27 protein-coding genes are annotated in these 26,904 nt (G+C 73.5%); 18 read left to right on the top strand and 9 right to left on the bottom strand.

The window, feature by feature from the left end; translation table 11 throughout:
• Nucleotides 1-131 precede the first annotated feature (131 nt).
• Nucleotides 132-500, top strand: coding sequence for a hypothetical protein (locus tag J2X49_RS06140; RefSeq protein ID WP_246992490.1), 369 nt, complete (start codon nucleotides 132-134; stop codon nucleotides 498-500).
• Here the strand turns inward: J2X49_RS06140 and J2X49_RS06135 are convergent.
• The 3 genes from J2X49_RS06135 to J2X49_RS06125 are packed head-to-tail and all read right to left on the bottom strand — an operon-like array spanning nucleotide 497 to nucleotide 2,687.
• Nucleotides 497-1,423, bottom strand: coding sequence for an AEC family transporter (locus J2X49_RS06135; RefSeq protein WP_246992491.1), 927 nt, complete (start codon nucleotides 1,421-1,423; stop codon nucleotides 497-499). The two genes, J2X49_RS06140 and J2X49_RS06135, sit on opposite strands and share 4 nt — an antisense overlap.
• Nucleotides 1,424-1,482: 59 nt before the next feature.
• Nucleotides 1,483-2,034, bottom strand: coding sequence for an orotate phosphoribosyltransferase (gene pyrE, locus J2X49_RS06130; RefSeq protein WP_246992493.1), 552 nt, complete (start codon nucleotides 2,032-2,034; stop codon nucleotides 1,483-1,485).
• 35 nt (nucleotides 2,035-2,069) lie between these two features.
• Complete coding sequence (locus J2X49_RS06125) at nucleotides 2,070-2,687, bottom strand: hypothetical protein (RefSeq protein WP_246992495.1); 618 nt, start codon at nucleotides 2,685-2,687, stop codon at nucleotides 2,070-2,072.
• Nucleotides 2,688-2,807: 120 nt separating this feature from the next.
• Here J2X49_RS06125 and J2X49_RS06120 point away from each other — a divergent pair, with 120 nt between their 5' ends.
• Nucleotides 2,808-3,620, top strand: a complete 813-nt coding sequence (locus tag J2X49_RS06120; RefSeq protein ID WP_128189498.1) for an exodeoxyribonuclease III — start codon at nucleotides 2,808-2,810, stop codon at nucleotides 3,618-3,620.
• A gap of 49 nt (nucleotides 3,621-3,669) precedes the next feature.
• The gene (locus J2X49_RS06115; protein ID WP_310123796.1) at nucleotides 3,670-4,011 is read left to right on the top strand and encodes a hypothetical protein; all 342 of its coding nucleotides are present in this window, start codon (nucleotides 3,670-3,672) and stop codon (nucleotides 4,009-4,011) included.
• A 223-nt stretch (nucleotides 4,012-4,234) separates the two neighbouring features.
• On the opposite strand, the gene J2X49_RS06110 is transcribed toward J2X49_RS06115, so the two are convergent.
• Entirely contained in the window at nucleotides 4,235-4,723 is a 489-nt protein-coding gene (locus tag J2X49_RS06110; protein ID WP_310123793.1) for a hypothetical protein, read from the bottom strand.
• 294 nt (nucleotides 4,724-5,017) lie between these two features.
• Between J2X49_RS06110 and J2X49_RS06105 the strand changes: the two genes are divergently transcribed.
• The 6 genes from J2X49_RS06105 to J2X49_RS06080 all read left to right on the top strand — a co-directional run bounded on the left by J2X49_RS06105 (nucleotide 5,018) and on the right by J2X49_RS06080 (nucleotide 10,980).
• On the top strand, nucleotides 5,018-6,391 hold the full coding sequence (locus J2X49_RS06105) for a DUF6421 family protein (RefSeq protein WP_310123790.1): 1,374 nt from the start codon (nucleotides 5,018-5,020) through the stop codon (nucleotides 6,389-6,391).
• Between the two features lie 136 nt (nucleotides 6,392-6,527).
• Nucleotides 6,528-7,763 (top strand): nucleotide disphospho-sugar-binding domain-containing protein, encoded by a 1,236-nt coding sequence (locus J2X49_RS06100; RefSeq protein ID WP_310123788.1) that lies wholly within the window; start codon nucleotides 6,528-6,530, stop codon nucleotides 7,761-7,763.
• Between the two features lie 160 nt (nucleotides 7,764-7,923).
• Complete coding sequence (locus J2X49_RS06095; protein ID WP_310123785.1) at nucleotides 7,924-9,162, top strand: glycosyltransferase; 1,239 nt, start codon at nucleotides 7,924-7,926, stop codon at nucleotides 9,160-9,162.
• A gap of 85 nt (nucleotides 9,163-9,247) precedes the next feature.
• Nucleotides 9,248-9,886: an NAD(P)H-binding protein gene (locus J2X49_RS06090; protein ID WP_310123782.1), complete on the top strand. Its 639-nt coding sequence runs from the start codon at nucleotides 9,248-9,250 to the stop codon at nucleotides 9,884-9,886.
• A 63-nt stretch (nucleotides 9,887-9,949) separates the two neighbouring features.
• Complete coding sequence (locus tag J2X49_RS06085; protein WP_310123780.1) at nucleotides 9,950-10,333, top strand: hypothetical protein; 384 nt, start codon at nucleotides 9,950-9,952, stop codon at nucleotides 10,331-10,333.
• A 17-nt stretch (nucleotides 10,334-10,350) separates the two neighbouring features.
• Nucleotides 10,351-10,980, top strand: a complete 630-nt coding sequence (locus J2X49_RS06080; protein WP_310123779.1) for an SDR family NAD(P)-dependent oxidoreductase — start codon at nucleotides 10,351-10,353, stop codon at nucleotides 10,978-10,980.
• Between the two features lie 119 nt (nucleotides 10,981-11,099).
• Here the strand turns inward: J2X49_RS06080 and J2X49_RS06075 are convergent, their stop codons facing one another.
• The 3 genes from J2X49_RS06075 to J2X49_RS06065 form a co-directional block, all read right to left on the bottom strand.
• Nucleotides 11,100-11,543 (bottom strand): nitroreductase family deazaflavin-dependent oxidoreductase, encoded by a 444-nt coding sequence (locus tag J2X49_RS06075; RefSeq protein WP_146354963.1) that lies wholly within the window; start codon nucleotides 11,541-11,543, stop codon nucleotides 11,100-11,102.
• An 86-nt stretch (nucleotides 11,544-11,629) separates the two neighbouring features.
• Nucleotides 11,630-12,964 carry an MFS transporter gene (locus J2X49_RS06070; protein WP_310123773.1) on the bottom strand — a complete coding sequence of 445 codons (1,335 nt, stop codon included), beginning with the start codon at nucleotides 12,962-12,964 and terminating at the stop codon, nucleotides 11,630-11,632.
• 224 nt (nucleotides 12,965-13,188) lie between these two features.
• The gene (locus tag J2X49_RS06065) at nucleotides 13,189-14,337 is read right to left on the bottom strand and encodes a helix-turn-helix domain-containing protein (RefSeq protein ID WP_310123771.1); all 1,149 of its coding nucleotides are present in this window, start codon (nucleotides 14,335-14,337) and stop codon (nucleotides 13,189-13,191) included.
• 139 nt (nucleotides 14,338-14,476) lie between these two features.
• Between J2X49_RS06065 and J2X49_RS06060 the strand changes: the two genes are divergently transcribed.
• The gene (locus J2X49_RS06060) at nucleotides 14,477-16,108 is read left to right on the top strand and encodes an amidohydrolase (protein ID WP_310123769.1); all 1,632 of its coding nucleotides are present in this window, start codon (nucleotides 14,477-14,479) and stop codon (nucleotides 16,106-16,108) included.
• A gap of 62 nt (nucleotides 16,109-16,170) precedes the next feature.
• Complete coding sequence (locus J2X49_RS06055) at nucleotides 16,171-17,442, top strand: M20 family metallo-hydrolase (RefSeq protein WP_310123766.1); 1,272 nt, start codon at nucleotides 16,171-16,173, stop codon at nucleotides 17,440-17,442.
• A gap of 225 nt (nucleotides 17,443-17,667) precedes the next feature.
• Here the strand turns inward: J2X49_RS06055 and J2X49_RS06050 are convergent, their stop codons facing one another.
• Entirely contained in the window at nucleotides 17,668-20,175 is a 2,508-nt protein-coding gene (locus tag J2X49_RS06050) for a DUF3516 domain-containing protein (RefSeq protein ID WP_310123764.1), read from the bottom strand.
• Nucleotides 20,176-20,271: 96 nt separating this feature from the next.
• Between J2X49_RS06050 and J2X49_RS06045 the strand changes: the two genes are divergently transcribed.
• The 7 genes from J2X49_RS06045 (at nucleotide 20,272) to J2X49_RS06015 (ending at nucleotide 25,981) form a co-directional block, all read left to right on the top strand.
• Entirely contained in the window at nucleotides 20,272-20,604 is a 333-nt protein-coding gene (locus J2X49_RS06045) for a hypothetical protein (RefSeq protein WP_310123761.1), read from the top strand.
• Between the two features lie 465 nt (nucleotides 20,605-21,069).
• Nucleotides 21,070-21,321: a hypothetical protein gene (locus J2X49_RS06040; RefSeq protein WP_310123759.1), complete on the top strand. Its 252-nt coding sequence runs from the start codon at nucleotides 21,070-21,072 to the stop codon at nucleotides 21,319-21,321.
• A 178-nt stretch (nucleotides 21,322-21,499) separates the two neighbouring features.
• On the top strand, nucleotides 21,500-23,005 hold the full coding sequence (locus J2X49_RS06035) for an SDR family NAD(P)-dependent oxidoreductase (protein ID WP_310123757.1): 1,506 nt from the start codon (nucleotides 21,500-21,502) through the stop codon (nucleotides 23,003-23,005).
• 61 nt (nucleotides 23,006-23,066) lie between these two features.
• A complete protein-coding gene (locus J2X49_RS06030; RefSeq protein WP_310123755.1) occupies nucleotides 23,067-23,297 on the top strand; it encodes a ferrous iron transport protein A in 231 nt (76 codons plus the stop codon).
• A gap of 95 nt (nucleotides 23,298-23,392) precedes the next feature.
• On the top strand, nucleotides 23,393-23,872 hold the full coding sequence (locus tag J2X49_RS06025; RefSeq protein ID WP_246992518.1) for a lipopolysaccharide assembly LapA domain-containing protein: 480 nt from the start codon (nucleotides 23,393-23,395) through the stop codon (nucleotides 23,870-23,872).
• Nucleotides 23,873-23,992: 120 nt separating this feature from the next.
• Complete coding sequence (locus J2X49_RS06020; protein WP_396130965.1) at nucleotides 23,993-24,397, top strand: DUF3054 domain-containing protein; 405 nt, start codon at nucleotides 23,993-23,995, stop codon at nucleotides 24,395-24,397.
• A 282-nt stretch (nucleotides 24,398-24,679) separates the two neighbouring features.
• Nucleotides 24,680-25,981 (top strand): M18 family aminopeptidase, encoded by a 1,302-nt coding sequence (locus J2X49_RS06015; protein WP_310123750.1) that lies wholly within the window; start codon nucleotides 24,680-24,682, stop codon nucleotides 25,979-25,981.
• A gap of 166 nt (nucleotides 25,982-26,147) precedes the next feature.
• Here the strand turns inward: J2X49_RS06015 and J2X49_RS06010 are convergent, their stop codons facing one another.
• Nucleotides 26,148-26,816: a DNA alkylation repair protein gene (locus J2X49_RS06010; protein WP_246992522.1), complete on the bottom strand. Its 669-nt coding sequence runs from the start codon at nucleotides 26,814-26,816 to the stop codon at nucleotides 26,148-26,150.
• Nucleotides 26,817-26,904: the final 88 nt, after the last annotated feature.

The following is a 26,904-nucleotide window of genomic DNA, read 5'->3' as shown; positions in this document are numbered from 1 at the left end:
GCTACGCCGCCTGCCGCGGCGCGGCCTCGCCCGAGGCGGCCCCCGCGTTCCGGTACCGATCCGCGGGTGCCGGGCTCGCGCATCCGCAGATCGGTACCGGAGACGGTCGGCCAGCGCCTAGGGTCGGGGGCGTGATCCCCAGCGACTGGATGCCGCACCGCCGCGCCGACGGCGAGGTGGTCGGCTACGTGCGCGAGGCCGGCGACGGCTTCCAGCCGATCGACCTGCTCGGCAGGCCGCTCGCCGAGCCGGGCGACTGGCTCGCCGCTGAGGAGCTGCTCGACGCGCACAGCCTCGCGTGGCTGACGGATGCCTTCCTGCTGTCGGTCGACGGAGCCGACGTGCGGGTGCGGGTCACCGAGCTCACCCCCGAGCTCGTGCGCGTGAAGCTCGACGACTTCGGCGCAGTCGGGCCGGGCGAGCCGCAGCGCTGGGAGCTGCCGGTGCCGACCGACGCGCTGCGCACCGCGCCGCCGCTCGCCGAGTGGCCGGGTGCCTAGGCGGGCTTCAGCAGCCAGGCGATGAGCAGCATCACCGGCAGCGACAGCAGCGTCGTCATGAGCACGATGTCGCGGGTGATGACGGTGCCGCGGTCGTAGCGCAGCGCGTACTGGTACATGTTCTGCGCGGTCGGCAGCGCCGCCATCACGGTGCACGCGTAGACGAGCTGCTCGTCGAGGCCGAACGCGAAGCGCGCGAGCAGGTAGGCGATCACCGGCATCGCGGCCGACTTCAGCGCGACGGCGAGCCACACCTCGCGGCGGCCCGTGCCCGGCTGCAGCGGCCGGTCGCCGCCGAGCGAGATGCCGAAGGCGAGCAGCATGAGCGGCACCGCGGCGCCGCCGAGGATCTCGAGCGGGGCGAGCACCGGCTCCGGCAGCTCGATGCCGAGCGCCGAGACGGCGGCGCCGAGCGCGGCGGCGATGAGCATCGGGTTGCGCAGCGGCTGCGTGACGATCGACATGAACGACGCGCGCCCGGCGGTGAGGATGTCGAGCGTCGCGAGCAGCAGCGGCGCGAGCACGAGCAGCTGCAGCAGCAGCATCGGCCCGACGAACCCGGCGTCGCCGATGACGTAGATCGCCACAGGCAGGCCGATGTTGTTGACGTTGGAGTACCCGGATGCGGTGGCGGCGAGTGCGATGCGGCTCGGGTCCTTCGTGAGCCACAGGCGCGCGACGAGCGTGTAGACGAGGGCGACGGCGACGAAGGCGAGCAGCGCCACGGCGAGCACGCTCGAGAAGAGCAGGCCGACGTCGGCCTCGCTCAGCACCATGAACAGCAGCGCGGGGCTCGCGGCGAAGAAGGAGGTGCGGTTGAGCACCAGCCGGCCCTCCTGGTCGACGACCTTCAGGCGCGCGAGCAGCCAGCCGACGAAGATGACGAAGCCGATGGTGGCGAAGCCGATGAGCACTCCGCCCACGTGACCTCCCGCATCCGCCTGTCAGACATCAAGTGTGGCACGGCGGATGCGCCCGCCGATCACTGCGGAGAGAGTCCGAGGTCGTCGAGCGCGATGGCCGCGCGGTACTCGACGCCCGCCGCCTCGATCGCCGCCTGCGCGCCGGTGGCGCGGTCGACGATCACCGCGACGGCGACCACCTCGGCGCCGACCTTCCGCAGCGCCTCGATCGCCTTCAGCGGGCTGCCGCCGGTGGTGGAGGTGTCCTCGAGCACGACCACGCGCTTGCCGGCGAGGTCGGGGCCCTCGATCTGGCGGCCGCGGCCGTGGTCCTTCGGCTCCTTGCGCACGACGAAGGCGTCGACCTCGAGCCCGCGGGCGAGGCCGCGGTGCAGCACGGCGTTCGCGAGCGGGTCGGCGCCCATCGTGAGCCCGCCGACCGCGGCGACGTCGGGGATGTCGGCGATGAGGTCGAGCAGCACGTCGCCGATGAGGGGCGCGGCGCGGTGGTCGAGCGAGAGCTTGCGCAGGTCGATGTAGTAGTTCGCCCGCTTGCCGCTCGTGAGGGTGAAGTCGCCGTGGAAGACGGCTTCGTCACGGATGAGCTGGATGAGCTGGTCGCGCGCGGTCACGTCCCTAGGCTACGGCCGCCCGCGTGCGGCGGCGGTCAGGAGGCGCGGGTGGGCGCCGGCATGAGGTCGCGGCGCGGCTCGCAGCCCGTGCGGGGCTCGCGGCCCGTCCAGGCGGCGAAGCGCTCGGAGCGCGTGGCGTCGGCGGGCGGCTCGATGGCCGGCTCGAAGATGCCCGGGCCGCGGATGGCGTCCTCGTCGGCGCCGTCGCGGTACGCCTCCATCCACTCGAGGAGCTCGGCCGGGAACTCGAGGTTGTGCGCGAGGCCGACCCGCGCCGCGCCCCAGCGGATGTCCCACGCGTGGAGGGCCATGTCGAGCGTCGGCATCGGCAGCGCCGCGAAGCGCTCCTCGTCGGCGTCGTGCGCGGCGGAACGGAGCCGCATCGCGAGCTCCTCCCACTGCTCGACCGCCTCGAAGTCGCTGCCGCCCGCCATCACCGCGTCGTGCGGCGTCTCCGGGCTGTGCTCGCCGCGGGCTGCGCCGAGCAGCGCGGAGCCCGCGTGCTCGGCCTGCACGCCGGTCACGTGGCGGATGACGTCGGCGATCGACCAGGCGCTGCAGGCCGACGGGAGGCCCAAGCGGTCGGCGCCGGCTCTGGCCTCTGCCGAGAACAGATCGAGAGCCTGCAGGTAGCGGTCGCGCGCGATGCCCATCCCTCCATGATGCCCTGTCCCCCGCGCTGCGCCCCGATCCGCGCCCCGGCCCGCGCGATCCCGGGCGACCGGAGCGCCCGCGCGTGACGACGCATCCGCCGCGCCCGTAGGCTCGATCCCATGCGCATCGCCACCTGGAACGTGAACTCCGTGCGCGCCCGCACGGCCCGCATCGTCGACTGGCTCGAGCGCAGCGACGTCGACGTGCTCGCCATGCAGGAGATCAAGTGCAAGACGGAGCAGTTCCCCTACGAGGCGTTCGAGGCGGCCGGCTACGAGGTGCAGGCGCACGGCTTCAGCCAGTGGAACGGCGTGGCGATCGCCTCGCGGCTGCCGATGAGCGACGTCGAGCGCGACTTCCCCGGCCAGCCCGGCTACGCGAACACGGGCGACCCGGTGGTCGAGGCGCGCGCCATGGCCGCGACGGTCGAGGGCGTGCGGCTGTGGAGCCTCTACGTGCCGAACGGCCGTGAGCTCACCCACGCGCACTACGGCTACAAGCTCGAGTGGCTGCGGGTGCTCACGGGCCTGCTCGACGAGTGGCGCGGCCAGCCGCTCGCGCTCATGGGCGACTTCAACATCGCCCCGCTCGACACCGACGTGTGGGACATCGGCGTCTTCGACGGCGCGACGCACGTGTCGGAGCCCGAGCGCGCGGCGTTCGGGGCGCTGCTCGAGGCGGGCCTCGTCGACGTGGTGCGCGACCGTGCCCCCGGCTACACCTACTGGGACTACAAGGCGGGCCGTTGGAACAAGGACGAGGGCATGCGCATCGACTTCGTGCTCGGCAGCCCCGAGCTCGCCGAGCTCGTCTCGCGCGCCCGCATCGACCGCGACGAGCGCTCCGGCGACGCGCCGAGCGACCACGTGCCGGTGGTCGTCGACCTCGACCTCGAGACCGAGCTCGACGACGACCGGCCGATGATCTTCTGATGGCGGATGCGTCGGGGGTCGCCGCGTCGTCGGCGATGGCGGGTGCCGCGTGAGCGCCGAGGAGTGGGACGAGCTCGAGCCGGAGCGCGAGTGGACGCCCGCCGACCGGCTGCGGCTCGCGGCGTGGGTGCTGATCTTCGCGAACCTGCTGGGCGTGCTGCTGCTGTCGCCGGTCGGCGACAGCGCGATCGTGCAGGCCGCGGAGGCGGCCGGCACGGATGACGGCCCCGGGCGGCTGACGTTCTGGGTGTCGGTGCTGGGCGTGACGCTCGTCGGCAACGCGATCGGCGCCGCGGCCGCCGCGACCCGGCAGCGCTGGGCGCTCGTGCCGCCGCTGCTCGCGGCAGCCGGGTGCTGGGTGGGCTTCGCCGCCGCATCCGCCCTGGTCTGAGCGCGGCGCTCCTCGCGGGAGGCCATGCGTCGAGCGACCTCTGCGTCGGCGCAGGGTCTGCTGATGATTGCCTCAAGCGGCCGGTGCCGGGCCGTGTGGGCCGCCGACGGAATGGGAGAGTGGACCCAGTTCGAGTTCCGCTCACAGGACAAGAGCTGGGCGAACGCCCCGACCGTGATGCAGCACGCCGGTCGGGGCGTCTTCGTGTCGGGGTGGTGCTGCGCTACGCGACGCTCGGCGGCTGCGGCTGCTGGGCCGGCCGGCCGTCCTCGGCGAGCGACGCCTCGAGCTCGGCGAGGCTGTCGCCCGAGATGCGCGCGAACCGGCTCGCCACGGCGACCACGAAGGCGCACACGAGCAGGATCCACGACGAGACCATCGCGCCCGTGCCGATGCCGGACAGGTCGATGCCCGAGACGCGCGTGGTGAACGTCATCAGGAACATGAGCATCCCCACGAGCGTCGCGGCGCCGGGGAGCCAGAAGGCCGAGACCACGCGCCAGTGGGCAGATCTGGCGATGACGAGCGCCGCCCACACGAGCGACGGCAGCCACGTGACCGCGCCCCACAGCAGCGTGGCCGATCCGAGGCGATCCGAGGGCAGGACGGCGTTCCACACGAGTGCGGCCGTCGCGGAGGCGTGCAGCACCAGCGTCACGGCGACCAGCGCACCGGTGACCGCGACCGGCCTCGTGGCGCGCGTCGTCTGCATGGGCCTCCCCTCCCTGGCAGCGACAGTAGGCGGGGCCGCCCACTCGGCGCCACCTTCCGATGCCGCAATCTTCCGAATTCGAACGAATCCGGCGCGTGAGGGATGCTCACGCAAAGGAATTGCGGCCGACGGCTGGCATCCGCGCCGCGCTCGAAACGGGCAGGAAAGCCGGGGCTGGCCACAAGATACGTGCGCGAAGGCGCCCATACGCTGGATTCACGCACCGATCCCGCGCCCCCAGCGCTCCGATCGCACCGCCGGATCACCGGCGCCGACACCGCCCAGGAGGCTCCCATGACGATGACCCAGGCCACCGCCGCCGACCTCCGCCAGCACCCCGCCTGGCTCCGCATCAAGGCGGCCGCGACGGCGCTGCAGCCGCTGCAGTCGAAGAACGGCTCCATCGAGGACGCCGCCCACCACGACGCCGCCCGCGCCCACGTCGCCGAGCTGGCCCAGGGCATCCGCGACATCGCCCCCGAGTTCCCGCACGACGCCGACTACCTCGCGCAGGCAGCGCTCGACTTCGAGCGCTGGGCGGCCGAGGGCTTCAGCGAGCCCGACTTCTTCGACGCCCTCGTGCGCTTCCAGCCGCAGCAGCACCGCGTCGACGGGCTGCAGCACCTCGTCATCTTCCCCATGTATACGCAGAACGGCTCGAGCGACCGGCTCGTCGAGGCCGTGCTCGTCGAGGTGATCTGGCCCGAGTTCATCGCCGAGCTCGAGGCCGGCGACTACGGCAACGCGCTCTTCGTGCCGCTGCGCTTCATCGACTTCACCGCCGGCTACGACACCAACTCGGCCGTGCTCTTCCCCGAGACGGTCGCGATGCGCGAGATCCCCGCCTTCACGTGGGGCGCGATCTTCCAGGACCGCGAGGCCGCCCGCTTCCGCCGCGTCGTCGAGGCCGCGTGCGAGGTCACGAAGCTCGAGCTGCCGGCCGACGCCGCCGAGATGCTCGCCGACCAGCGCCTCGCCGAGGAGACGTTCGTCATGTGGGACCTCATCCACGACCGCACCCACATGCGCGGCGACCTCCCGTTCGACCCGTTCATGATCAAGCAGCGCATGCCCTTCTTCCTCTACTCGCTCGAGGAGCTGCGCTGCGACCTCACGGCCTTCCGCGAGTCGGTCGCGATCGAGCGGCGCATCGCCGCCGACGAGCAGGCCACCGACGCCGACCGCGACCTCGCCAAGCACGCGAAGCTCGTGCAGTACGCCGTCATCTTCGACCGCATCTTCCGCTTCGCGATCACCGGCAGCCGCACCCGCAACTACGACGGCCTCGGCGGCCAGCTGCTCTTCGCGTGGCTGCACCAGCACCGCGTGCTGCACTGGACCGACACGCAGCTCGCCTTCGACTGGGACGAGGTGCCCGACGTCGTCAACAAGCTGGGCGAGGCGATCGAGCACCTCTACTGGCGCTCGATCGACCGGCCGAAGGTCGCGCACTGGCTCGCCGCCTACGAGCTCGTCTCCTCCGTCGTGGAGCCGCACCCCGCATCCGCCTGGAAGGCCGGCGAGCTGCCGCTCGACGGCACGCCCCGGCAGCTGACCGACCTCGTGATGGACGACGAGTTCCCGCTGTCGATGTTCTACGAGGCGTTCGAGAAGAAGATGCGCGACGTCATCACCTCGACGAAGGGCATCACGGCCGAGACGGTCTGAGCCGAGCCCGCCGATGCGGCCCGTCCCCGAACGCGAGGACGGCCCGCATCCGCTGTACCCCGACTGCCCCTTCCGCGCGTGGGCGCCGCGTCGTACGCTCAGCACGATCGCACAGGGCGACGCGAGGAGTCACGGGATGGCGACGATCGCCGCCTACACGAGCCCTGCGATCGGGCACCTGTTCCCGATCGCAGGCATGCTGCTGGAGCTGCAGCGACGCGGGCACCGCATCCGCCTCCGCACGCTCTCGAGCCAGGTGCGCGCCATGCGGCAGCTCGGCTTCGACGCCGACGCGATCGATCCGGCCATCGAGCAGATCGAGTTCGACGACTGGCACGCGCGCACCCTGCTCGAGGGCCTGAAGCGCACCGCCGAGATCTTCTGCAGCCGCGGCGAGCTCGACGGGCCCGACGTGCAGCAGCTGCTCGACGAGGCGCAGCCCGATCTCGTCATCACCGACATCAACACGTGGGGCGCCGCCGCCGTCGCCGAGCGCGCACGCCTGCCCTGGGTGGCGTTCTCGCCCTACACGCCGGCGATCGTCTCACGTGGCTGCCCGCCGTACGGCGCGGGCCTGCGCCCCGCGGTCGACACGGCCGGGCGCCTGCGCGACGCGCTGCTCGAGCGCACCGTCACGGGTGTCGCCGTGCGGCTCGTCATGCCGCGCATCAACGGCATGCGCGCGAAGGTCGCGGGGCTGCCGCACGTGCGCTCGGTCGACGAGATGCAGCGGCTGCCGCCGCTCACCCTCGTGACGACGGCCGAGCCGCTCGAGTACCCGCACGACGACTGGGAGCCGCGGCTGCGCATGGTCGGCCCGACCTCCTGGGAGCCGCCCACCGCGCCGCCCGGGTGGCTCGCGGGCGTCGAGGGTCCGCTCGTGCTCGTGACCACCTCGAGCGAGTACCAGGGCGACACCGAGATCGTGAGGGCGGCCGTGCACGGGCTGCGCGACGAGCCCGTGACGGTCGTCGTGACGATGCCCGCGCGCGTGCGGCTCGGCATCGACCTGCCCAGCAACGCGCGCATCGTCGACTTCGTGCCGCACTCGGCGGTGCTCGAGCGGGCCGTCTGCGCCGTCACGCACGGCGGGATGGGCGTGACGCAGAAGGCGCTCGGGCTCGGCGTGCCGGTCGTGGTCGTGCCGTGGGGGCGCGACCAGCACGAGGTCGCCGCCCGCGTCGAGCACGCCGGCTGCGGCGTGCGCGTCAACCGCGGGCAGCTGACCCCGGAGCGGGTGCGGGATGCGGTGCGCCGCGCCACGCGGATGCGCGCGGGCGCCGAGGCGGTCGCCGCGGGCTTCGAGGCGGCCGGCGGCGCCGCCCGCGCCGCCGAGCTGGTCGAGGAGCAGCTGGCGCTGCAGCGGCGATGAGGCAGGCGCGCTCGCGGATGCCGCCGGCGCCCCATGCCCCGGCTGTCAGCGCCTGCGGCTAGCGTGGAGCGCACGCGGAGGCCACCGGCGCCGCCGCGATCCCCGATGTCGGGCTCCCGCGCTGGCGCGGCGAGGCCCCCGGTGCGCCAGGAGGTGCTGCGTGGCGCTGATCGCCGCCTACACGAGCCCCGCCATCGCGCACGCGTTCCCGTTCGCCGGCATCCTGCTCGAGCTGCAGGGGCGCGGGCACCGGATCCGGATGCGCACGCTCGCCTCCGAGGTCGACCGCATGCGCATGCTCGGCTTCGACGCCGACGAGATCGACCCCGCGATCGACCGCATCGAGTTCGACGACTGGCGGGCGCGCAGCCCCCTCGACGCCCTGCTCCGCCTGAGCGAGCTCTACTGCGCCCGCGGCGCGCTCGACGGCCCCGACCTGCAGCGCCTCATCGACGACTCGTGCCCCGACATCGTGCTCACCGACGTGAACACGTGGGGCGCCGCCGCGGTCGCCGAGCGGTCGGGGCTGCCGTGGATCGCGATCTCGCCCTACACGCCGGTGCTGCGCTCCCGCGGCCTGCCGGCGTTCGGCCCGGGCCTGCGGCCCGCGCGCGGCCTGTTCGAGCGCATGCGGAACGCCGCCATCGGGCGCGCGGTGCTCGACGTCGCGACCGCCCGGGCGATGCCGGCGATCAACGCGCTGCGCGCGAAGGTGGCCGGCCTGCCGCCGCGCGCCGACTTCGACGAGGTGCTGCGCCGGGCGCCGCAGATGCTCGTGACGACCGCCGAGCCGCTCGAGTACGCGCACGTCGACTGGGAGCCGCGCATCCGCATGGTCGGGCCCACGAGCTGGGAGCCGCAGGCGCCCACGCCGGCGTGGCTCGACGAGCTCGAGGGGCCGATCGTGCTCGTCACGACCTCGGGCGACTACCAGGGCGACACCGACATCGCGCGCGTCGCGCTCATGGCGCTCGCCGACGAGCCCGTCTCCGTCGTCGCGACCATCCCCGGCGACGCCCCGCTCGGCTTCGAGCCGCCCGCGAACGCGCGCATCACCCGGTTCCTGCCGCACTCCGCGGTGCTCGAGCGCGCGGTCTGCGCGGTCACGCACGGCGGGATGGGCGTGACGCAGAAGGCGCTCGGCCTCGGCGTGCCCGTCGTCGTCGTGCCGTGGGGGCGCGACCAGCACGAGGTCGCCGCCCGGGTGGAGCACGCCGGCTGCGGCGTGCGGGTCAACCGCGGGCAGCTGACGCCGGAGCGGGTGCGGGATGCGGTGCGCCGCGCCCGGGAGATGGGTGCCGGCGCGGCGGCGGTCGCGCGCGGCTTCGCGGCGGCAGGCGGCCCAGCCCGCGCCGCCGACCTCGTCGAGGAGCAGCTGGGGCTGCAGGCGCGGCGCTGACGCCGGAATGCCCGGGCCCCGGAATGCCCTGGCCGCCCGCCGGGTTGCCCCAAGCATCCGCTGCTCGACCTCCGAGAGGAACCCCATGGCGCAGATCACCGTCCTCGGCGCGACCGGCTTCGCCGGCGGCCACATCGCCCGCGAGGCCGCCGCGCGCGGCCACGAGCTGACCCTCGTCTCGCGCTCGACCCCGCAGGACGCCCCCGAGGGCGCCCGCGTCGTGCGCGGCTCGGTGCTCGACGGCGACGTGCTCGCGCAGGCGCTCGACGGCGCCGAGGTGGTCGTCGGAGCCCTCTCGCCCCGCGGCGACATGGAGGGCAGGGTGGCGGATGCGTACGCCGACGTGGCCGCGCGGCTCGCGGGCACCGGTGCGCGGTTCCTCATCGTCGGCGGCTACGGCTCGCTGCGCGACGCCTCGGGCCGCCGCATCGTCGAGACCGACGCGTTCGCGCCCGAGTACCGCCCGGAGTCGCTCGAGCTCCTCGACGCGTACGAGCGGGTCGCCGCGACCGCCGTCGACTGGACGTACATCTCCCCCGCCGGCACCTTCGGCGCGTTCGTGCCCGACCAGTCGCGGCGCGGCGAGTACCGCACGGGCGGCGACACGGCGATCGTCGACGCCGACGGCGTCTCGGCGATCTCGGGCCCCGACTTCGCGCTCGCGGTCGTCGACGAGATCGAGTCGGGCGCGCACCGGCGCGAGCACATCTCCTTCGCGTACTGAGTCGCGCGAGGGCCACGCATCGCGCACCTGGGCGAGCGCGGCCGCGGCGCGTATCGTCGGGGCATGAGCCTCATGGCGCGGGTGCCGAAGCGCACCCGGGTGCGCGAGGCGGCGCTCGGCCTCGCCACGCTCGCCCTGCTGCCGCTGCTGCTCGACCTGCCGCGCTGGATGCTCGCGGGCGTCGGCCCGATCACGACGCAGAGCGCGTGCCCGGCCGTGCCCGGGCCGGGCGGCTGCACGCCGGTCTACGCCGCGCGGGTCTCGGCCGTGATCGACGCGCTCGCGATCGCCGCGCCCGTGCTCGCGCTCGCGACGGCGGTGACGGTGCTCGTGCTCGTCGTGCAGGGGCGGCGCGCGTGGATGCTGGGGCTCATCGGGGCGGCGCTCACCGCCGCCGCGGTGCTCGTGCGAGTCGACCTCGCGACGGTCAACGCCGGCTCGGCGTGACGGGGCAGACTGTCTGCATGCGCATCCTCATCGCCGGCGCCACGAGCGCGCTCGGGCACGCCACCGCATCCGCCCTCATCGAGGCGGGGCACCACGTGATCGCGGTCGGCTCCGACGCGGGGCGCCTCGGCATGGTCGACGCGAGCGAGCGCTTCGCGTGCGACCTGACCGACCTCGAGGCGGTGCGGTCGCTCGCCGAGGAGGTGGGCGAGCTCGACGGGCTCGTGCACCTCGTGGGCGGCTGGCGAGGCGGCGGCGGGCTCGCCGGCCAGTCCGACGAGGACTGGGCGTGGCTCGAGGCGCGGGTCGTGGGCACGCTGCGCAACACGACGCGGGCGTTCGCCGACGCGATCGGGCGGTCGGATGCGGGGGTCGTCGCGATCGTGTCGTCGACGGGCGTCGAGCACCCCACAGCCGGGAACGCGAACTACGCGGCGCTCAAGGCCGCCGCCGAGGCGTGGGTCGCGGCGGTCGGGCACGCGCTGCGCGCGACGCCGGCGCGCGTCGTCGTCAAGCGCGTGAAGGCGCTCGTGTCGGATGCCGACCGGGCGGCGCAGCCCGACCGCGACTTCGCGGGCTCGACCGACGTCGCCGACCTCGCGGCCGAGCTGGTCGCGGAGTTCGGGCCGCAGCCCTCGTTCGACTGACGCCCGCCGCGCGCGCCGCGCATCCGCGCTCCCCGTTCGTCGACCGGCCAGGTGCGCGCCCGACCGGATAGTCCGGCCGGCAGCGCACGGAGCCGGTCGACGAACGGCGGCGCCGCGGCTCAGGCGTCGGTGCGCGTGAGCACGAAGACCGGGATGAGGCGCTCGGTCTTCTGCTGGTAGTCGGCGTACGGCGGCCACGCCTCGCACGCGCGCGCCCACCAGGCGTCGCGCTCGGCGCCCGGCTCGAGCTCGCGCGCGAGGTAGTCGTGCTTCTCGGCGCCGTCCTGCAGCTCGACGTGCGGGTGCTTCGTGAGGTTCCAGTACCAGACGGGATGCGTCGGGGCACCGCCCTGCGACGCGACGACCGCGTACTCGCCGTCGTGCTCGACGCGCATGAGCGCCGTCTTGCGCAGCTTGCCGGTCTTCGCGCCGACGCTCGTCAGCACGATGATCGGCCGGTCGCGCAGGAGGTTGCCCTCGGTGCCTCCCGAGGCCTCGTACGTCTCGGCCTGCGTGCGCGCCCACTCGGAGGTGCTCGGTGCGTACTCGCCCTGCAGCGGCATGGTGCTCCTTCGCTCGATGTCCGTCGGGAGAACGCGACTGCGCCGGCCGCCATTCCCGGCGACCGGCGCAGCGTGCAGTGCACGGCTCAGGCGGAGTGCACCAGCTCCTTGTCCTTCACCCGCAGGCGCTCGCCGAAGAAGCCGCCCGCTGCGGTGATGAGCGCGACGATCGCGAGGATCACGACGGCCGGCCACGACACGGCGTCCTCGCTGAGGCTGATCATCCAGGTCGCGATGAAGGGCAGGAAGCCCGAGAGCGCACCGGCGATGTTGTAGCCGAGCGAGACGCCGCTGTAGCGCAGCTCCGGCGGGAAGAGCTCGGTCAGCAGCGCGCCGGTGACGGCGTAGGTGATCGTGAGCAGCGAGATGCCGGCGGTCACGGCGAGCGTGATCGCGAGCGGCGAGCCGGTGTCGATGAGCCAGAACAGCGGCGCGGCGGCTGCCGCGGTCGCGAGGCCGCCCCAGAAGGTGACGCGGCCGGGGCCGACGCGCTCGGCGAGCCGGCCGCAGAGCAGGATGACGACGATCTGGGCGACGGCGGCGATGAGCGTCGCGTTGACCGCGATCTGCCGGTCGATGCCGAGCGTGTTCGCGGCGTAGCTGACGACGAACGTGTTCATCACGTAGAAGCCGCCGACGCCGAGGAACGCGGCCGCCACGGCGACGATGAGGCGTCCCCAGGCCTTGGTGAAGACCTGCAGCGCCGGCACCTTGGCGCGCTGGTCGAGGCGCACGAGGTCCTCGAAGATCGGCGACTCCTCGACCTTCAGGCGGATCCAGAGCGCGACGGCGAGCAGCGGGAAGGCCGCGAGGAACGGCAGGCGCCACGCCCAGGCGTCGAACTCGCTCGGCGGGAAGAGCAGCACGAGTGCGATCGCGCCCGAGGAGAGCAGCGTGCCGACCGGCGAGCCGACCTGCACGAGCGCCGCGTAGCGGGCGCGCTGCTTGACGGGTGCGTGCTCGATGGCGATGGTCGTCGCGCCGCCCCACTCGCCGCCGACGGCGAGGCCCTGCAGCAGGCGCAGCACGACGAGCAGCACCGGGGCCATGATGCCGATGTCGGCGTAGGTGGGCAGCACGCCGATCACGCCGGTGGCGACGCCGATGAGCACGATCGTGAGGATGAGCGTCGGGCGGCGGCCCACGCGGTCGCCGAGCACGCCGAAGAAGAAGGCGCCGATGGGGCGCGCGGCGAAGCCGACGCCGAAGGTGGCGAGCGACGCGAGCACGGCGGCGGTCGGGTCGAGCTCGGTGAAGAAGAGCCGGTTGAACACCAGCGCGGCCGCGGTGCCGAACAGGAAGTAGTCGTACCACTCGAGCGCGGTGCCGACGAACGCGGCGGTCGCGATGCGGCGGACGTCTCTGGGCTTGACGACGATCTCGTCGCCCGGGGGCGTGGCGTCGTGCGCTGCCTGGTTCATGCTGCTCTCCTCCTCGAGACCGGGGGCGGGAGCCTCACCGGGTGCCGGGTGCTGGGACGGCGGTGCCCGCAGGGTGCGTCCTGCGGCCGTCGACACTCGTGCGGGACGCGCGCGGCGACGTCCTGCCATCGTGTCGGAGCGGTTTGCACATCCTCAATGGCGGTGCGACGCGGATTCCCGCGGACCGATTGTGCGGATGCCCAGTCGAGCGGAAGGGCGACTCCTCATCGCGGAGCGCCGTCCGCCGCGAGCAGCACGTGCGCGAGGGCCGAGTCGACGGGCACCTGCACATCGAGCCCCGTGCGGTCGCGGAACGCGGCGAGCCGGTTGAGCACGGTGTTGCGGTGGCAGAAGACGCGCTTGGAGGTGGCGTGCACCGAGCCGGTCTCGAGGAAGGCGCGCACGGTCTCGACGATCGCGTCGCGCTGGTAGTCGGTCAGCTCCAGCAGCGGCGCGAGCCGCAGCTCGACGAAGCCGGGCACGAGCTCGGTGAGCCGGCCGGCCGCGACGACGGGCCACAGCTCGTCGACGCCGACGAGCCGCTGGGGGGCGGGCGTCGTCGTCAGCAGCGCGAGCGCGGTGCGCGCACCGCCGGCCACCGCGGAGAGCCCCGCGAGGCGCTGCAGGTGCACGCCGGGCAGCGCGGCGAGCTCGTCGGTCAGCCGCTCCTCGCCGCGCACCCAGAACAGGCAGTAGGCGTCGCCGTGGCTGTGGCCGAAGACGGCGCCGGCCGCGAGCGCCGCGGCTGCCGCGCGCTGCGCGAGCTCGATGCGGTCGACGGGCACGGCGATGAGGTCGAACTCGGCGTCGGCCGCGACGCCGAGGCCCTGCGCGATGCCCTCGACCGCGGTCGCGCTCGGCGCGTCGCCGCTCAGCAGCCGCGCGAGGTGCCGCTCGGTCGCGAGCCTCGCGTCGCGCTGCATCGCGGCCGTCTCGCGCAGGAACGACTGCTGCACCTCGCCGACGTACTGCTCGACGACGGTGAGCACCCACTCGACCTGGTCGACGAGCGCCGCCCGCTGCGCGTCGCCCGCGAGGCGCTGCAGCCAGCGCCACAGCACCCGGAAGTCGAGCCGCACCGCCTCGAGCAGCGCGTCGAGCGGCACGCCCTGCCGCGCCCGGCGCACGCCGAGCGTGGTCGCGAGCGCCGCCTCGTCCTCGGTGGGCGTGCGGCCGGCCATGCGTGCGACGAGCATGCGCAAGGTCGCGTCGGCGGTGTCGCGCAGGTCCTGCGCCGGCACGGCGTCCCGGTCGTAGAGCGAGCGCTCGCCGAACGCCTGCACGAAGTCGTCGACGATCCCGTCCATCTCGTCGTCGAGCCGGTCGACCAGCGCCACCCACTCCGGCGAGCGCGCCGCCCCTGCGTCCTCCACGATGCCTCCCCGATCCGGCCGTCCTCGCGGCGCTGTGCGCTTGCACACTCCAGGCGGCCGTTCCCGTGCCGCGCTCCCATTGTCGCTGTAGCGATGCCCAGATTGAATGGAGATTCCGAGCAGCAGCAGGAGGCAGCGCGTGCGCATCGACGCGATCATCGACAACGCCCGAGTGCTCACCGGCGACGACGCGCGGCCGACGGCGAGCCGCGTCGGCATCTGGGCGGGCCGCATCGTGGGCCTCGACGAGCAGCTCGACGGCGTGCACGCCGACCGGCGCCTCGACGCCGACGGCGCCGTGCTCCTGCCCGGCTTCAACGACGCCCACGCGCACAGCGTCTGGTTCGGCCAGACGCTCGCCGAGCTCGACCTCGCCGGGGCGACGACGCCCGACGAGGTCTACCGGCGCATCGAGCAGCGCGTCGCGACCGACCCGCACGACTGGGTCGTCGCATCCGGCTTCAACCCCCTCGGCCTCGCCGGCGGCCTCGACCGCGACGCGCTCGACCGCGCCTCGGGCGGGCGGCCCGTGTGGATCAAGCACGCCTCGGGGCACGCGGCGACGATGAGCGGCGAGGGGCTGCGGCGCATCGGCATCGACGACGGCCCGCGCGCCGACCCCGACGGCGGCGTCATCGGGCGCGACGAGCGCGGGCGCCCGACCGGGCTGCTCGAGGAGAACGCGATGCGGATCGTGCAGGACGTCCTGCTGCCCGACCCGCTCACCGCGATCGAGGATGCGCTGGGCCGGGCGAGCGCGCAGTACGCGCGGGAGGGCATCACGTCGGTCACCGACGCGGGCATCGCCGGCGGCTGGATCGGCCACAGCCCGCGCGAGTTCGCCGCCTACCAGCGGGCGCGCGAGCGCGGGCTGCTGCGCACCCGCACGCAGGCGATGGTGACGCTCGACGCGCTCGTCGAGCTCGCCGGCCACGACGACGACCCGCGCGCGATCGGGCTCACCGCCGGCATCCGCAGCGGCGCCGGCGACGACCGGCTGCAGCTCGGCCCCGTCAAGGTCTTCACCGACGGCTCGCTGCTCGGCTCGACCGCGGCGATGAGCGAGGACTACGCGCACGACCACGGCAACCACGGCTACCTGCAGGGCGATCCCGAGGCGATGCGCGCTCAGGTGCTCGCGGCCGCCGCCGGCGACTGGGCGCTGGCGCTGCACGCCATCGGCGACGCGGCGGTCGACTTCGCGCTCGACCTCATCGACGAGGCGCAGCGGCTGCACGGCCCGCGCCCGCTGCCGAGCCGCATCGAGCACGGCGGCGTCGTGCGCCCCGACCAGATCGCCCGCATGGCGCAGCTCGGCGTCGCGCTCGTGCCGCAGCCGCGCTTCATCGCCGAGTACGGCGACGGCATGGCCGAGCGGCTGGGCCCCGAGCGCACGCTCCGCTCCTATCCGGCCGCGAGCGTGCTGCGCGCGGGCGGCATGCTCGCGGGCAGCTCCGACCGGCCAGTCGCGCCCGGCGAGCCGCTGCGCATCGTGCAGGCCTTCGTCGAGCGCCGCACCGAGAGCGGCGCGCCCTACGGCCCCGACGAGCGGCTGACCGTCGACGAGGCGCTGCGCGCCTGCACCGCGGGCTCCGCCGCCGCGACCGGCTGGGGCGACCGCAAGGGCGTGCTCGCGCCGGGCATGCTCGCCGACGTCGTCGTGCTCGCCGACGACCCGCACGACGTGCCGACCGAGCGCATCGGCGCGATCGACGTCGTCGCGACCCTCGTCGGCGGCGAGGTCGTGCACGGCACGCTCGCCGAGCGCTGATCGCGACCCGGCGCATCCGACCCACCACGAGCGCCGACGACGGCGCGCAGCAAGGAGCACCCATGCAGCAGCACGAGCAGGCCGAGGACTTCCTCGAGGACTTCGCGACCATGTCGGGCTTCGGCGCGACCCCCGGCGGCGGCGTCGAGCGGCAGGCCGGCAGCGCCGCCGACCACGAGACGCGCGCGTGGTTCGCCGGATGGCTCGAGCGCGCCGGCTTCGAGGTGCGGCACGACGCGATCTCGAACCAGTTCGGGCTGCTCGAGCTCGTGCCGGGCGCACCCTACGTGCTCGTCGGCTCGCACCTCGACTCGCAGCCGCTCGCCGGCCGCTTCGACGGCGCCTACGGCGTGCTGGCGGCGGCCCACGCCGCCCGCGAGGTCGCGCGGCGCGTGCGGGGGGGATCGCTGCAGCCCGCGTGCAACCTCGCGGTCGTCAACTGGTTCAACGAGGAGGGCAGCCGCTTCACGCCGAGCATGATGGGCAGCTCGGTGCTCACCGGCAAGCTGCCGCTCGAGACCGCGCTCGCGGCGACCGACCGCGCGGGCGTCTCGGTCGCGCAGGCGATCGCCGAGCCGGGCGACGCGCTTGACCTCACGCCGCCGCCCGTCGCGGCCTACGCCGAGATCCACATCGAGCAGGGCCGCGGGCTCGAGGAGTCGGGCACGACCATCGGGCTCGTCGACCGCACGTGGGCGGCGAGCAAGTACCGCATCGTCGTGCACGGCGAGCAGAGCCACACGGGCTCGACGGTGATGGCCGACCGGCGCGACGCGCTCTACGGCGCGGCGCTCGTCATCGTCGCCGCGCGCGAGCTCACCGACGAGCTGCCGGAGGGGATGCTGCACTCGTCGGTCTCCGAGCTCGAGCTCGCACCCAACTCCCCCGTCACGGTCGCGCGGCTCGTCGAGATCAACCTCGACCTACGCTCCCCCGACGAGGCCGTGCTCGAGCGCGCCAACGCGCTGCTCGAGGAGCGGCTCGCCGCCATCGAGGAGCGCGCCCGCGTCACGATCGAGCGCCGGCTCACGCACCAGTGGGGCCTGCTCGCCTACCAGCCGGAGGGCGTCGAGCTCGCGCGCTCGGCCGCGGCCGCGCTCGGCCTCACGCACGCGCCGACGATGACGGTCGCCGGCCACGACTCGACCAACATGAAGGATGTCGCGCCGACCGTCATGCTCTTCGTGCCGAGCATCGAGGGCATCTCGCACAACGAGGGCGAGCGCACGAGCGACGAGGACAGCGTCGCGGGCGTCGCGCTGCTGACCGAGGTGACCGCGCGCCTCGTGGCGGGCGAGCTGGGCTCGACGGCCGCGTTCACGCCCGGCGGCTGACGCAGCGTCGCCCGCGCGCCCTGTGCGCGCCGCGCCGCCCGCGCCCCGCACGCCCCGCGCATCCGTCGTTCGTCGACCGGCCCAGTGCGTTGCCGACCGGACTATCCGGTCGGACGCGCACGGAGCCGGTTGACGAACGGTGCCTGCAGTCGTGCGAGGCGGGCTGCTGCGACGAGGCGAGCGCTGGCGAGCGAGGAGGTGGGCTGGCGAGCGAGCGGCCGGCGCCTACAGCCGCCCGACGCGCGTCACGCGCACGACCGCGGCGCCCGCATCCGCCGACGCCTGCAGGTCGATCGTCGCCCAGATGCGCCAGTCGTGGTCGCCCGCCGGGTCGGCGAGGATCTGCTGCGCCTGCCACTCGTGCGGCCCCTCGTCGATGACGAGCATGCGCGAGCTGCGCGCGTCGGCGCCGGTGCCGATCGCGCCGTGCTCGTCGAAGTAGGCGTCGAGCGCGTCGGCCCACGCGTCGGCGTCGAAGCCGGAGGCCGCGTCGAGCTCGCCGAGCTCGTCGACCTTGTCGAGCGCCGCGAGCTGCACGCGCCGGAACAGCTCGTTGCGCACGAGCACCCGGAACGCGCGCGGGTTCGCCACGACCGACGGCGGTGGAGGCGGCGCGATGGGCGCCTCGCCCGGCTCGGTCGGGTGCATGAGCTGCTCCCACTCGTCGAGCAGGCTCGAGTCGACCTGCCGCACGACCTCGCCGAGCCACTCGATGAGGTCGAGCAGCTCGTCGGTCTTCGCCTCGTCGGGCACCGTCTGGCGAATGGCCCGGTAGGCGTCCGACAGGTAGCGCAGGACGAGCCCCTCGCTGCGCGCGAGCCCGTAGTGCTGCACGTAGTCGGCGAAGGTCATCGCCCGCTCCCACATGTCGCGCACGACCGACTTCGGCGAGAGCGCGAAGTCCGACACCCACGGCTGCGACGACGCGAACACCGCGAGCGCCTCGGTGAGCAGCTCCTCGAGCGGCTTCGGGTGCGTGACCGCCTCGAGCAGCTCCATGCGCTGCTCGTACTCGATCCCCTCGGCCTTCATCGCCGCGACGGCCTCGCCGCGGGCGAGGAACTGCTGCTGCGACAGGATCGGCCGCGGGTCGTCGAGCGTCGACTCGATGACCGAGATGACGTCGAGCGGATGCGTCGGGTCGGCGGGGTCGAGCATGTCGATGACCGCGAGCGCGAACGGCGACAGCGGCTGGTTGAGCGCGAAGTTCGGCTGCAGGTCGACGGTGAGGCGGATGCGCGGGGGCGCGTCGGGGTCGTCGGGATCTGCGTGCTGCTCCACGACGCCGGCGGTGCGGAGGGTGCGGTAGATCGCGAGCGCGCGACGCTGCAGCGCGAGCTGCGAGGCGCGTGGCTCGTGGGTGGCCTCGATGAGCTCGCGCACCTCGGTGAAGGCGTCGCCGCCGCGGCCGATGATGTTGAGCAGCATCGAGTGGCTGATCTGCATGTGCGACACGAGCGGCTCGGGGTCGGCGTCGATGAGCTTCTCGAACGACGGCTGTCCCCAGGAGACGAAGCCCTCGGGCGCCTTCTTGCGCACGAGCTTGCGGCGCTTCTTCGCGTCGTCGCCAAGCTTGGCGAGCTGCTTCGCGTTCTCGGCCTCGTGCTCGGGCGCCTGCGCCACCACCGTGCCGGCGGTGTCGTAGCCGGCCCTGCCGGCACGACCCGCGATCTGGTGGAACTCCCGCGCCGTGAGCTGACGCATCCGCTGCCCGTCGAACTTCGTGAGCCCCGTGAGGAGCACGGTGCGGATGGGCACGTTGATGCCGACGCCGAGGGTGTCGGTGCCGCAGATGACGCGCAGCAGGCCCTGCTGCGCGAGCTGCTCGACGAGGCGGCGGTACTTCGGCAGCATGCCGGCGTGGTGCACGCCGATGCCGCTGCGCACGAGGCGCGAGAGCGTCTGCCCGAAGCGCGTGGTGAAGCGGAACTCGCCGATCGCCTCGGCGATGCGGTCGCGCTGCTCGCGGTCGATGATCTTCACCGACGTGAGCGCCTGCGCCCGCTCGAGCGCCGCGGCCTGCGCGAAGTGCACGATGTAGACGGGGGCGCGCTGGGTGGCGAGCAGCTCCTCGATGGTCTCGTGCACGGGCGTCATCGCGTACTCGAAGCTGAGCGGCACGGGCCGCTCGACGCCGGTGACGAGGGCGGTCTCGCGGCCGGTGCGCTCGGTCAGGTCGCGGGCGATGCGCGTGACGTCGCCGAGCGTGGCCGACATGAGGATGAACTGCACGTGCGGCAGCGTGAGCAGCGGCACCTGCCATGCCCAGCCGCGCTGCGGGTCGCCGTAGAAGTGGAACTCGTCCATCACGACCTGGTCGACCTCGGTGCGGTCGCCGTTGCGGAGCGCCAGGTTGGCGAGGATCTCGGCGGTGCAGCAGATGATCGGGGCGTCGGCGTTGACGGATGAGTCACCCGTCACCATCCCGACGTTCTCGGCGCCGAACACCTCGACGAGGGCGAAGAACTTCTCGCTCACGAGCGCCTTGATCGGCGCGGTGTAGAAGGTGCGCTTCCCCTGCGCGAGCGCGGCGAAGTGCGCGCCGGTGGCGACGAGCGACTTGCCGGTGCCGGTGGGGGTCGAGAGGATGACGTTCGCGCCGCTGACGACCTCCATGAGCGCCTCCTCCTGCGCCGGGTAGAGCGGCAGGCCGCGCTCGGCCGACCAGGCGGCGAACGCCTCGAACGCGGCGTCGGGATCCCAGGTCGCTGGGGCGTGGTCGAGGAGGGGCATCGCCTCGAGTCTGTCGCACTTCGGCGCGGTGCCCTCGGTGCGGATGCTGATCCGGCCCTGAGCCGCCGCTGTCGGCGGCGGGAGTACCGTTCGGCCATGGTCACCGCCGAGCAGCAGCATGCCGCGCTCGTGCCCGCCTGGATCGCGGCCGTCGGCGCCGCGCTGGCCGCGGTGCTGCTGCCGCTCGCGTCGCTCGCGATGCAGGCGCCGGAGGGTGCCGCAGAGCTGCTGTGGGTGCTGGGCTGGACGTGCGCCACCGGCGCCGCGGTCGCAGCGGTCAGTGCGGTCGTGGTGCTGGGACGCGAGCGCGCCGAGCCGACCCGACGCCCCGCAGGACGGAGCGCCCTGCTCGTCGCTCTGGCAGTCGCCCTGCTCATGGGCACGGCATGGCTGTATCCGTTCGCCGGCTCCGGTGGCGGCTCCGGCTAGTGCCTGGATACCCGGGCTCGGAGGAGCGGGGCCTACGAACGCCACATCTCCTCCGGCTTGCAGTGTCCGTACTCGACTTCGGTGTGGGTGGATCTCAATACGCTGAGCCCGGCATCGAGGAGGTGCGACATTGACGTCATCGTGAGCACATTCAACGCGCTGGTAGGCGCCTGGACTGAGAATGTCCTGGCCGGCTCTCGACAACGACGGCGCGAGCGGAGAACTGAAACACGTCGGGCAATCGCAGGCCTTCGCGAGGGATTGACGCCTCTTCGGGATCTACTTCACGAGGCGCGGAGAGACCCGGGCACCGTCTCGGCCGAAGGCGTCCTCTATGCCGCCACTCAATGGGGACGTGCGTACGAACGCTGGGAAGTATGGCTTCCTCACGAGTGTCGACACGTGCACCGCAGCGTTTGCGCCGCAGTAGGTGAGTATGCAGGCGCGCGAGCGCAGGGTTACCGCGTGCCCGAGTTCGCCTCGCATCCGCTCGCCCTTGGCTGCCCCGAAGGCGCCGCAGAGTGGCGCGAAAAGGCGGCCGAATACGTCGGCTACGTAGCAGCTTGGCTGGACCGCTCCGATCGGGATGGCCGGTGGGAGCGCAAGGTTGATCACTTCGATGCATGGCTGAGGCTGCGTGCGAAGAGACAAGAGCAGCTCGAACGCGGCGAGTTCAGCCGATGGGATCGAGTACTCGGACGCCTGCTTCCGGGCTAGCGATCCAGGCGGTGCGCTCCGGTCAAGCCGGTTAACCTCCGGATCGAGGAAGGAGCCAGTTTCCTACCTGTGAGGGAACATGCGCGCGACCGGCAGAGCGTCGCGGACCCCGGGGCCGCCGGCCGGCGTGAGGGATGGAGAATCTGCGGCGCATCATCCGTCGGCGGTAGAATCGCCTGTGCTCCCCCACCACTCGGCCCCCTCCGGCGCGCCCGAAGACGCCGCCGCAGACGCGCCCGCGACGCTCTCGCCCGACGACGTCGCCACGACACTGCGCGTGCTCGAGACGCTCCACCGCATGGATCGCGACGACCCCGCCTACGTGGCCGTGCGGCAGGCGACGGCCAACATGTTCAAGGAGGTCAAGCTCGCGAGCCGCAAGGCGAAGCACGCGCGCATCCAGGCCGCCGACCGCGCCGTCGTCGCCGCGACCGCCACCGGAGCGCCCGATCGCATCGACGACGAGACGCGGGGCATCCCCCTCGCCACGCGGGCCGCCGCGCCCACCGCCGGCACGCTCATCCGCTCGCGCGGCTGCTACATCTGCAAGCAGCAGTACACGCTCGTCGACGCGTTCTACCACCAGCTCTGCCCGACGTGCGCGGCCATGAGCCACGCCAAGCGCGACGCCCGCACCGACCTCACCGGCAAGCGCGCGCTGCTCACGGGCGGCCGGGCGAAGATCGGCATGCACATCGCGCTGCGGCTGCTGCGCGACGGCGCCCACACGACCATCACCACGCGGTTCCCGAGGGATGCGGTGCGGCGGTTCTCGTCGCTGCCCGACTCGGGCGAGTGGCTCGACCGGCTCAAGGTGGTCGGCATCGACCTGCGCGACCCGGCGCAGGTGGTCGGGCTCGCCGAGGAGGTCGCCGCGGCCGGGCCGCTCGACATCCTCATCAACAACGCGGCGCAGACCGTGCGGCGCTCCCCCGGCGCCTACGCGCCGCTCGTCGAGGCGGAGCTCGCGCCGCTGCCCGACGACGGCCCGCTCCCCGAGCTCGTGACCTTCGGGCACACGAACGACGCGCATCCGCTCGCCCTCGCCGCCTCGGTCGCGGCGCACCCGATCCTCGCGAGCGCCGCCCGCACGGCCGACGAGCTCACGCAGCAGGCGATGGCCGCGGGCTCGTCGTCGCTCGAGCGGCTGGCCGCCGGCACGGCGATCGACGCGGGCGGGCTCGTGCCCGACGAGGAGCACATCAACAGCTGGACGCAGCACGTCGACCAGGTCGAGCCGCTCGAGATGCTCGAGGTGCAGCTGGCCAACATGACGGCGCCGTTCCTGCTGGTGTCGAAGCTGCGGCCGGCGCTCGCCGCCTCGACCGCGCGCCGCACCTACATCGTGAACGTCTCGGCGATGGAGGGCGTCTTCGGCCGCGGCTACAAGGGCCCCGGCCACCCGCACACGAACATGGCGAAGGCGGCGCTCAACATGCTCACGCGCACGAGCGCGCGCGAGATGTTCGAGCGCGACGGCATCCTCATGACCGCCGTCGACACCGGCTGGATCACCGACGAGCGGCCGCACTTCACGAAGGTGCGGCTCGCGGAGGAGGGCTTCCACGCGCCCCTCGACCTCGTCGACGGCGCCGCCCGCGTCTACGACCCGATCGTGCGCGGCGAGGCCGGCGAGGACCTCTTCGGTGTCTTCCTGAAGGACTACGCGCCGGGGTCGTGGTGACCGCTCCCTCCAGCCCCCGCTGGTCGAGGAGCGGCCGCAGGCCGCGTCTCGAGACCACCCCGTGACGAGCGCCGCCGACTCCCTCGCCGCCCTCCCCCTCGGCACCCGCATCGTCGTGCGCTACCGCCTCCACGGCGACACGCACCGGGCGACGGATGCGCTCGGCGACCTGGTCGCGCTCGACGCGGTGACGTGCACGGTCGCCACCCGTCGCGGCGAGGTCGAGATCGCCCTGGCCGACGTGCTGCTGGCGAAGCCGGTGCCGCCGCCGCCCGCACCGCGCCCGCGATAGCCGTCGGGGGCGCTGCCCGCTGGCGTCCAGCGTGCAGGCGTACGCTCCGAGCAGAGAGACCCGCAGCACCGCCGCGACTTGAGGAGAGCAGCCGCATGGACGCCACGTCCGACGCCGACGACCGAGACATCCGCCGCACCGACGGCACCCGCTCGCCCGCCGAGCCGACCCGCACGACGGCCGCGATGCCCGCCTCCGGTGCCACGACGGGCACGACCGCCGACACCACGGCGAGCACGACCCCGGTGCACGACGACCGGCCGCGCGTGGTGCTCGACTCCTCGCTCGACGGGCACCAGAAGCAGGGCGTGAGCGGCGGCACGTGGATCGCGCTCATCCTCGGCGCGCTCATCCTCGTCCTGCTGCTCATCTTCATCCTGCAGAACAACGTGCCGGCCGACTTCGCGTACCTCGGCTTCGAATTCAGCCTGCCGCTGGGCGTGGCGATGCTCTTCGCGGCGATCGCGGGCGTGCTCGTCGCGGCACTGCTGGGCTCGATCCGGCTCATCAAGCTGAGCCGCCGCGTGCGCAAGCTCGAGGCGGAGCGAGAGTCGATCAAGCGCGCGCTGCGCTGACCCTCAGCGCAGGGTCGCCGGCAGATGTGTGAGCATCGGCTGTCATCCGCCGAGGTTGCGAGCCCTTGCCCGCACATCTGTCTGCCGTGGGGCATGGGAGCACGCGGATAGCGTGGGGGCGTGGCGATCGACAAGACCGAGACCGGGGTGACCGTGCGCCCGGCGGTGATCGCCCTGCTCACCGACGCCGCGCTCGTCACCCTCTTCGCCGGGGTCGGCTTCGCGACGCACAGCCCCGACGCGATCAGCGCCTGGGGCATCGCGATGACGGCGTGGCCGTTCCTCGTCGCGCTCGCCGTCGGCTGGGTCGTGAGCGTCGCGTGGCGGGCACCGCTCGCTCCGTTGCGCACCGGCGTGCCGGTGTGGCTCGTCACCGTCGGCGGCGGCATGCTGCTGCGCGTGCTGCTCGGCCAGGGCACGGCGCCGCCGTTCGTGATCGTCGCGACCGTCACGCTGCTGGCGCTGCTCGTCGGCTGGCGGCTGATCGCGGCGGCCGTGCGGCGCGCACGCGCCCGCGCGCGCTGACCCGGCCGAGCCGGCCACCGCATCCGCCCGGCTCTCCCTTCGTCCGTCAACCGGCCTGGTGCGCGCCCGGCCGGATAATCCGGTCAGACACCCAGGGAGCCGGTTGAACAACGGCGGGCGGCAGCGGCACCGAGCCGCGCGCCCGTCACGCGCCAACGCGAGCTCCGTTCGTCAACCGGTCAGATGCGAGCCCAGCCGGATAATCCGGTCGGCGGCGCACTGAGCCGGTCGACGAACGGCGCGGCTAGGCTCGGAAGCCCCGTCACCCTGGAGGACACCGCCGTGCCCGCAGCGCCCACGCCCGAGACCGCCCGCACCCACGCCGAGGATCTCGCCGACTTCGTCGCCGCATCCCCCTCGAGCTTCCACGCCGCGGCCGAGGTCGCGCGCCGCCTCGAGGGCGCCGGCTTCGCCGCGCTGCACGAGACGGATGCGTGGCCGGAGCAGGCGGGCAAGTACCTGGTGGTGCGCGACGGCGCCGTGATCGCGTGGGTCGTGCCGCAGGGCGCGACGGCCACCACGCCCGTGCGCGTCTTCGGCGCCCACAGCGACTCCCCCGGCTTCAAGCTGAAGCCCAAGCCCACGACCGGCCGCCTCGGCTGGCTGCAGGCGGGCGTCGAGGTCTACGGCGGCCCGCTGCTCAACTCGTGGCTTGACCGCGAGCTGCGGCTCGCAGGCCGGCTCGTGCTCGACGACGGCTCCGAGGTGCTCGCGGCGACCGGCCCGCTGCTGCGCCTGCCTCAGCTGGCGATCCACCTCGACCGCACCGCCAACGAGGGCTTCGCGCTCGACAAGCAGGTGCACACGCAGCCCGTCTGGGGCCTCGGCGCGCCCGACTCGGCCGACCTGCTCGCCGAGCTCGCCGCATCCGTCGACGGCGCGAAGGTCGATGCGGCGCGCATCCGCGGCTTCGACGTGGTCGTCGCCGACGCGGCGCGCGGGGCGGTCTTCGGGCACGACGACGCGTTCCTCGCGGCCGGCCGGCTCGACGACCTCGCGAGCGTGCACGCCGGCGTCGTGGGGTTGACGGCCGCAGCTGACGGCTTCGACGGCGACCACATCCCGATGCTCGCGGTCTTCGACCACGAGGAGATCGGCTCGGCGACCCGCTCGGGCGCGGCCGGCCCGTTCCTCGAGGACGTGCTCGAGCGCATCGGCCTCGCGCTGGGCGCCGACCGGGCAGAGCGGATGCGCGCGGTCGCGTCGTCGTGGTGCGTCTCGAGCGACGTCGGGCACTCGGTGCACCCGAACTACGCCGAGAAGCACGACCCGGCCGTGCGACCCGTGCTCGGCTCTGGACCGATCCTGAAGATCAACGCCAACCAGCGCTACGCGACCGACGGCGCGGGCGCCGCTGCCTGGCACGGCTGGTGCGACGCGGCGGGCGTGACGAGCCAGGAGTTCGTCTCGAACAACCAGGTGCCGTGCGGCTCGACGATCGGCCCGATCACGGCGACGCGGCTCGGGATCCGCACGGTCGACGTGGGCATCCCGATCCTGTCGATGCACTCGGCGCGCGAGCTCGCGGGCGTGAGCGACCTGCATGACCTGACGCGGGTGGCGGGGGCGTTCTTCGGGGGCTGACCGCCACCGCGGCTCCGCTGGTCGAGCCGCGCGCGAAGCGCGCGAGTCGAGACCATTGCCGCGGTGCAGCGGAGTGGTCTCGACTCGGACGGCCGCCTTCGGCGGTCGTCCGGCTCGACCACCGAAGGGGCGGCGGCGGTCGTCCGGCTCGACCAGCGAGAAGCGCCTACCCCTCCTGCCGCCGCACGATCTCGGCGATCCAGATCGGCGCGAAGGGCGAGGTGCAGTTCGGCGGCGTCGGGTAGTCCTTCAGCACCTCGAGCCGCTCGCCGATCGCGATCGCGCGGGCCCGCAGCGCCGGGTGCGCGATGCCGATGTGCGCGAGGCACTCGTTCATCGCCCACTGCAGCCGCGCCGGCGCATCCCGCATCTCGGCCTCGATCGTGTCGAGCAGCCCGGGCAGGTCGAGCCCGTCGGGGGCCTTGCGGACCCGCTCGGAGGTCAGGGCCCATCCAGCGCTCGCGACCACCGCATCCGCGTCGTCGAACCACCGCTGCCGCAGCGCCTCGGCGTGCGGCGACTTCTTGACGACGTAGTTGACGAGCCAGTCGTGCACCTTGGGCGCGCGCGCCTCGCGCAGCATCGCGTCGAGCTCGTCGGCGGTGAACGCCTTCGGCCGGCAGACGAGCAGCGCGAGCAGCCGCGCCGGGGTGTCGCCCGTCGCCCAGAGCTCGACCGCGAGCTCGTGCTGCGCCCGCAGCCGCTTGGCGATCGCGCGCAGCTTCGACAGGTTGACGCCGTGGTCGTCGCCGTGCCGCTCGTTGACCTCGCGCATGCGCGGATCCTCGAGCGCCGCGAGCTCTGCCCGCAGGTCTTCGACCGACTCCTCAGCCACCGCATCCCCCGTTCCCGTGTGGGGCTCAGCGTAGCCAGGCCGGCAGGCAGCAACACGTCAAGCCCGCTTGACAGTCAAAGAGACTTGA

It is taken from the genome of Agrococcus sp. BE272, from assembly GCF_031457935.1.
In the GTDB taxonomy this organism is placed as follows: Bacteria; Actinomycetota; Actinomycetes; order Actinomycetales; family Microbacteriaceae; genus Agrococcus; species Agrococcus sediminis.
This window is presented reverse-complemented; position numbering and strand designations above follow the sequence as displayed.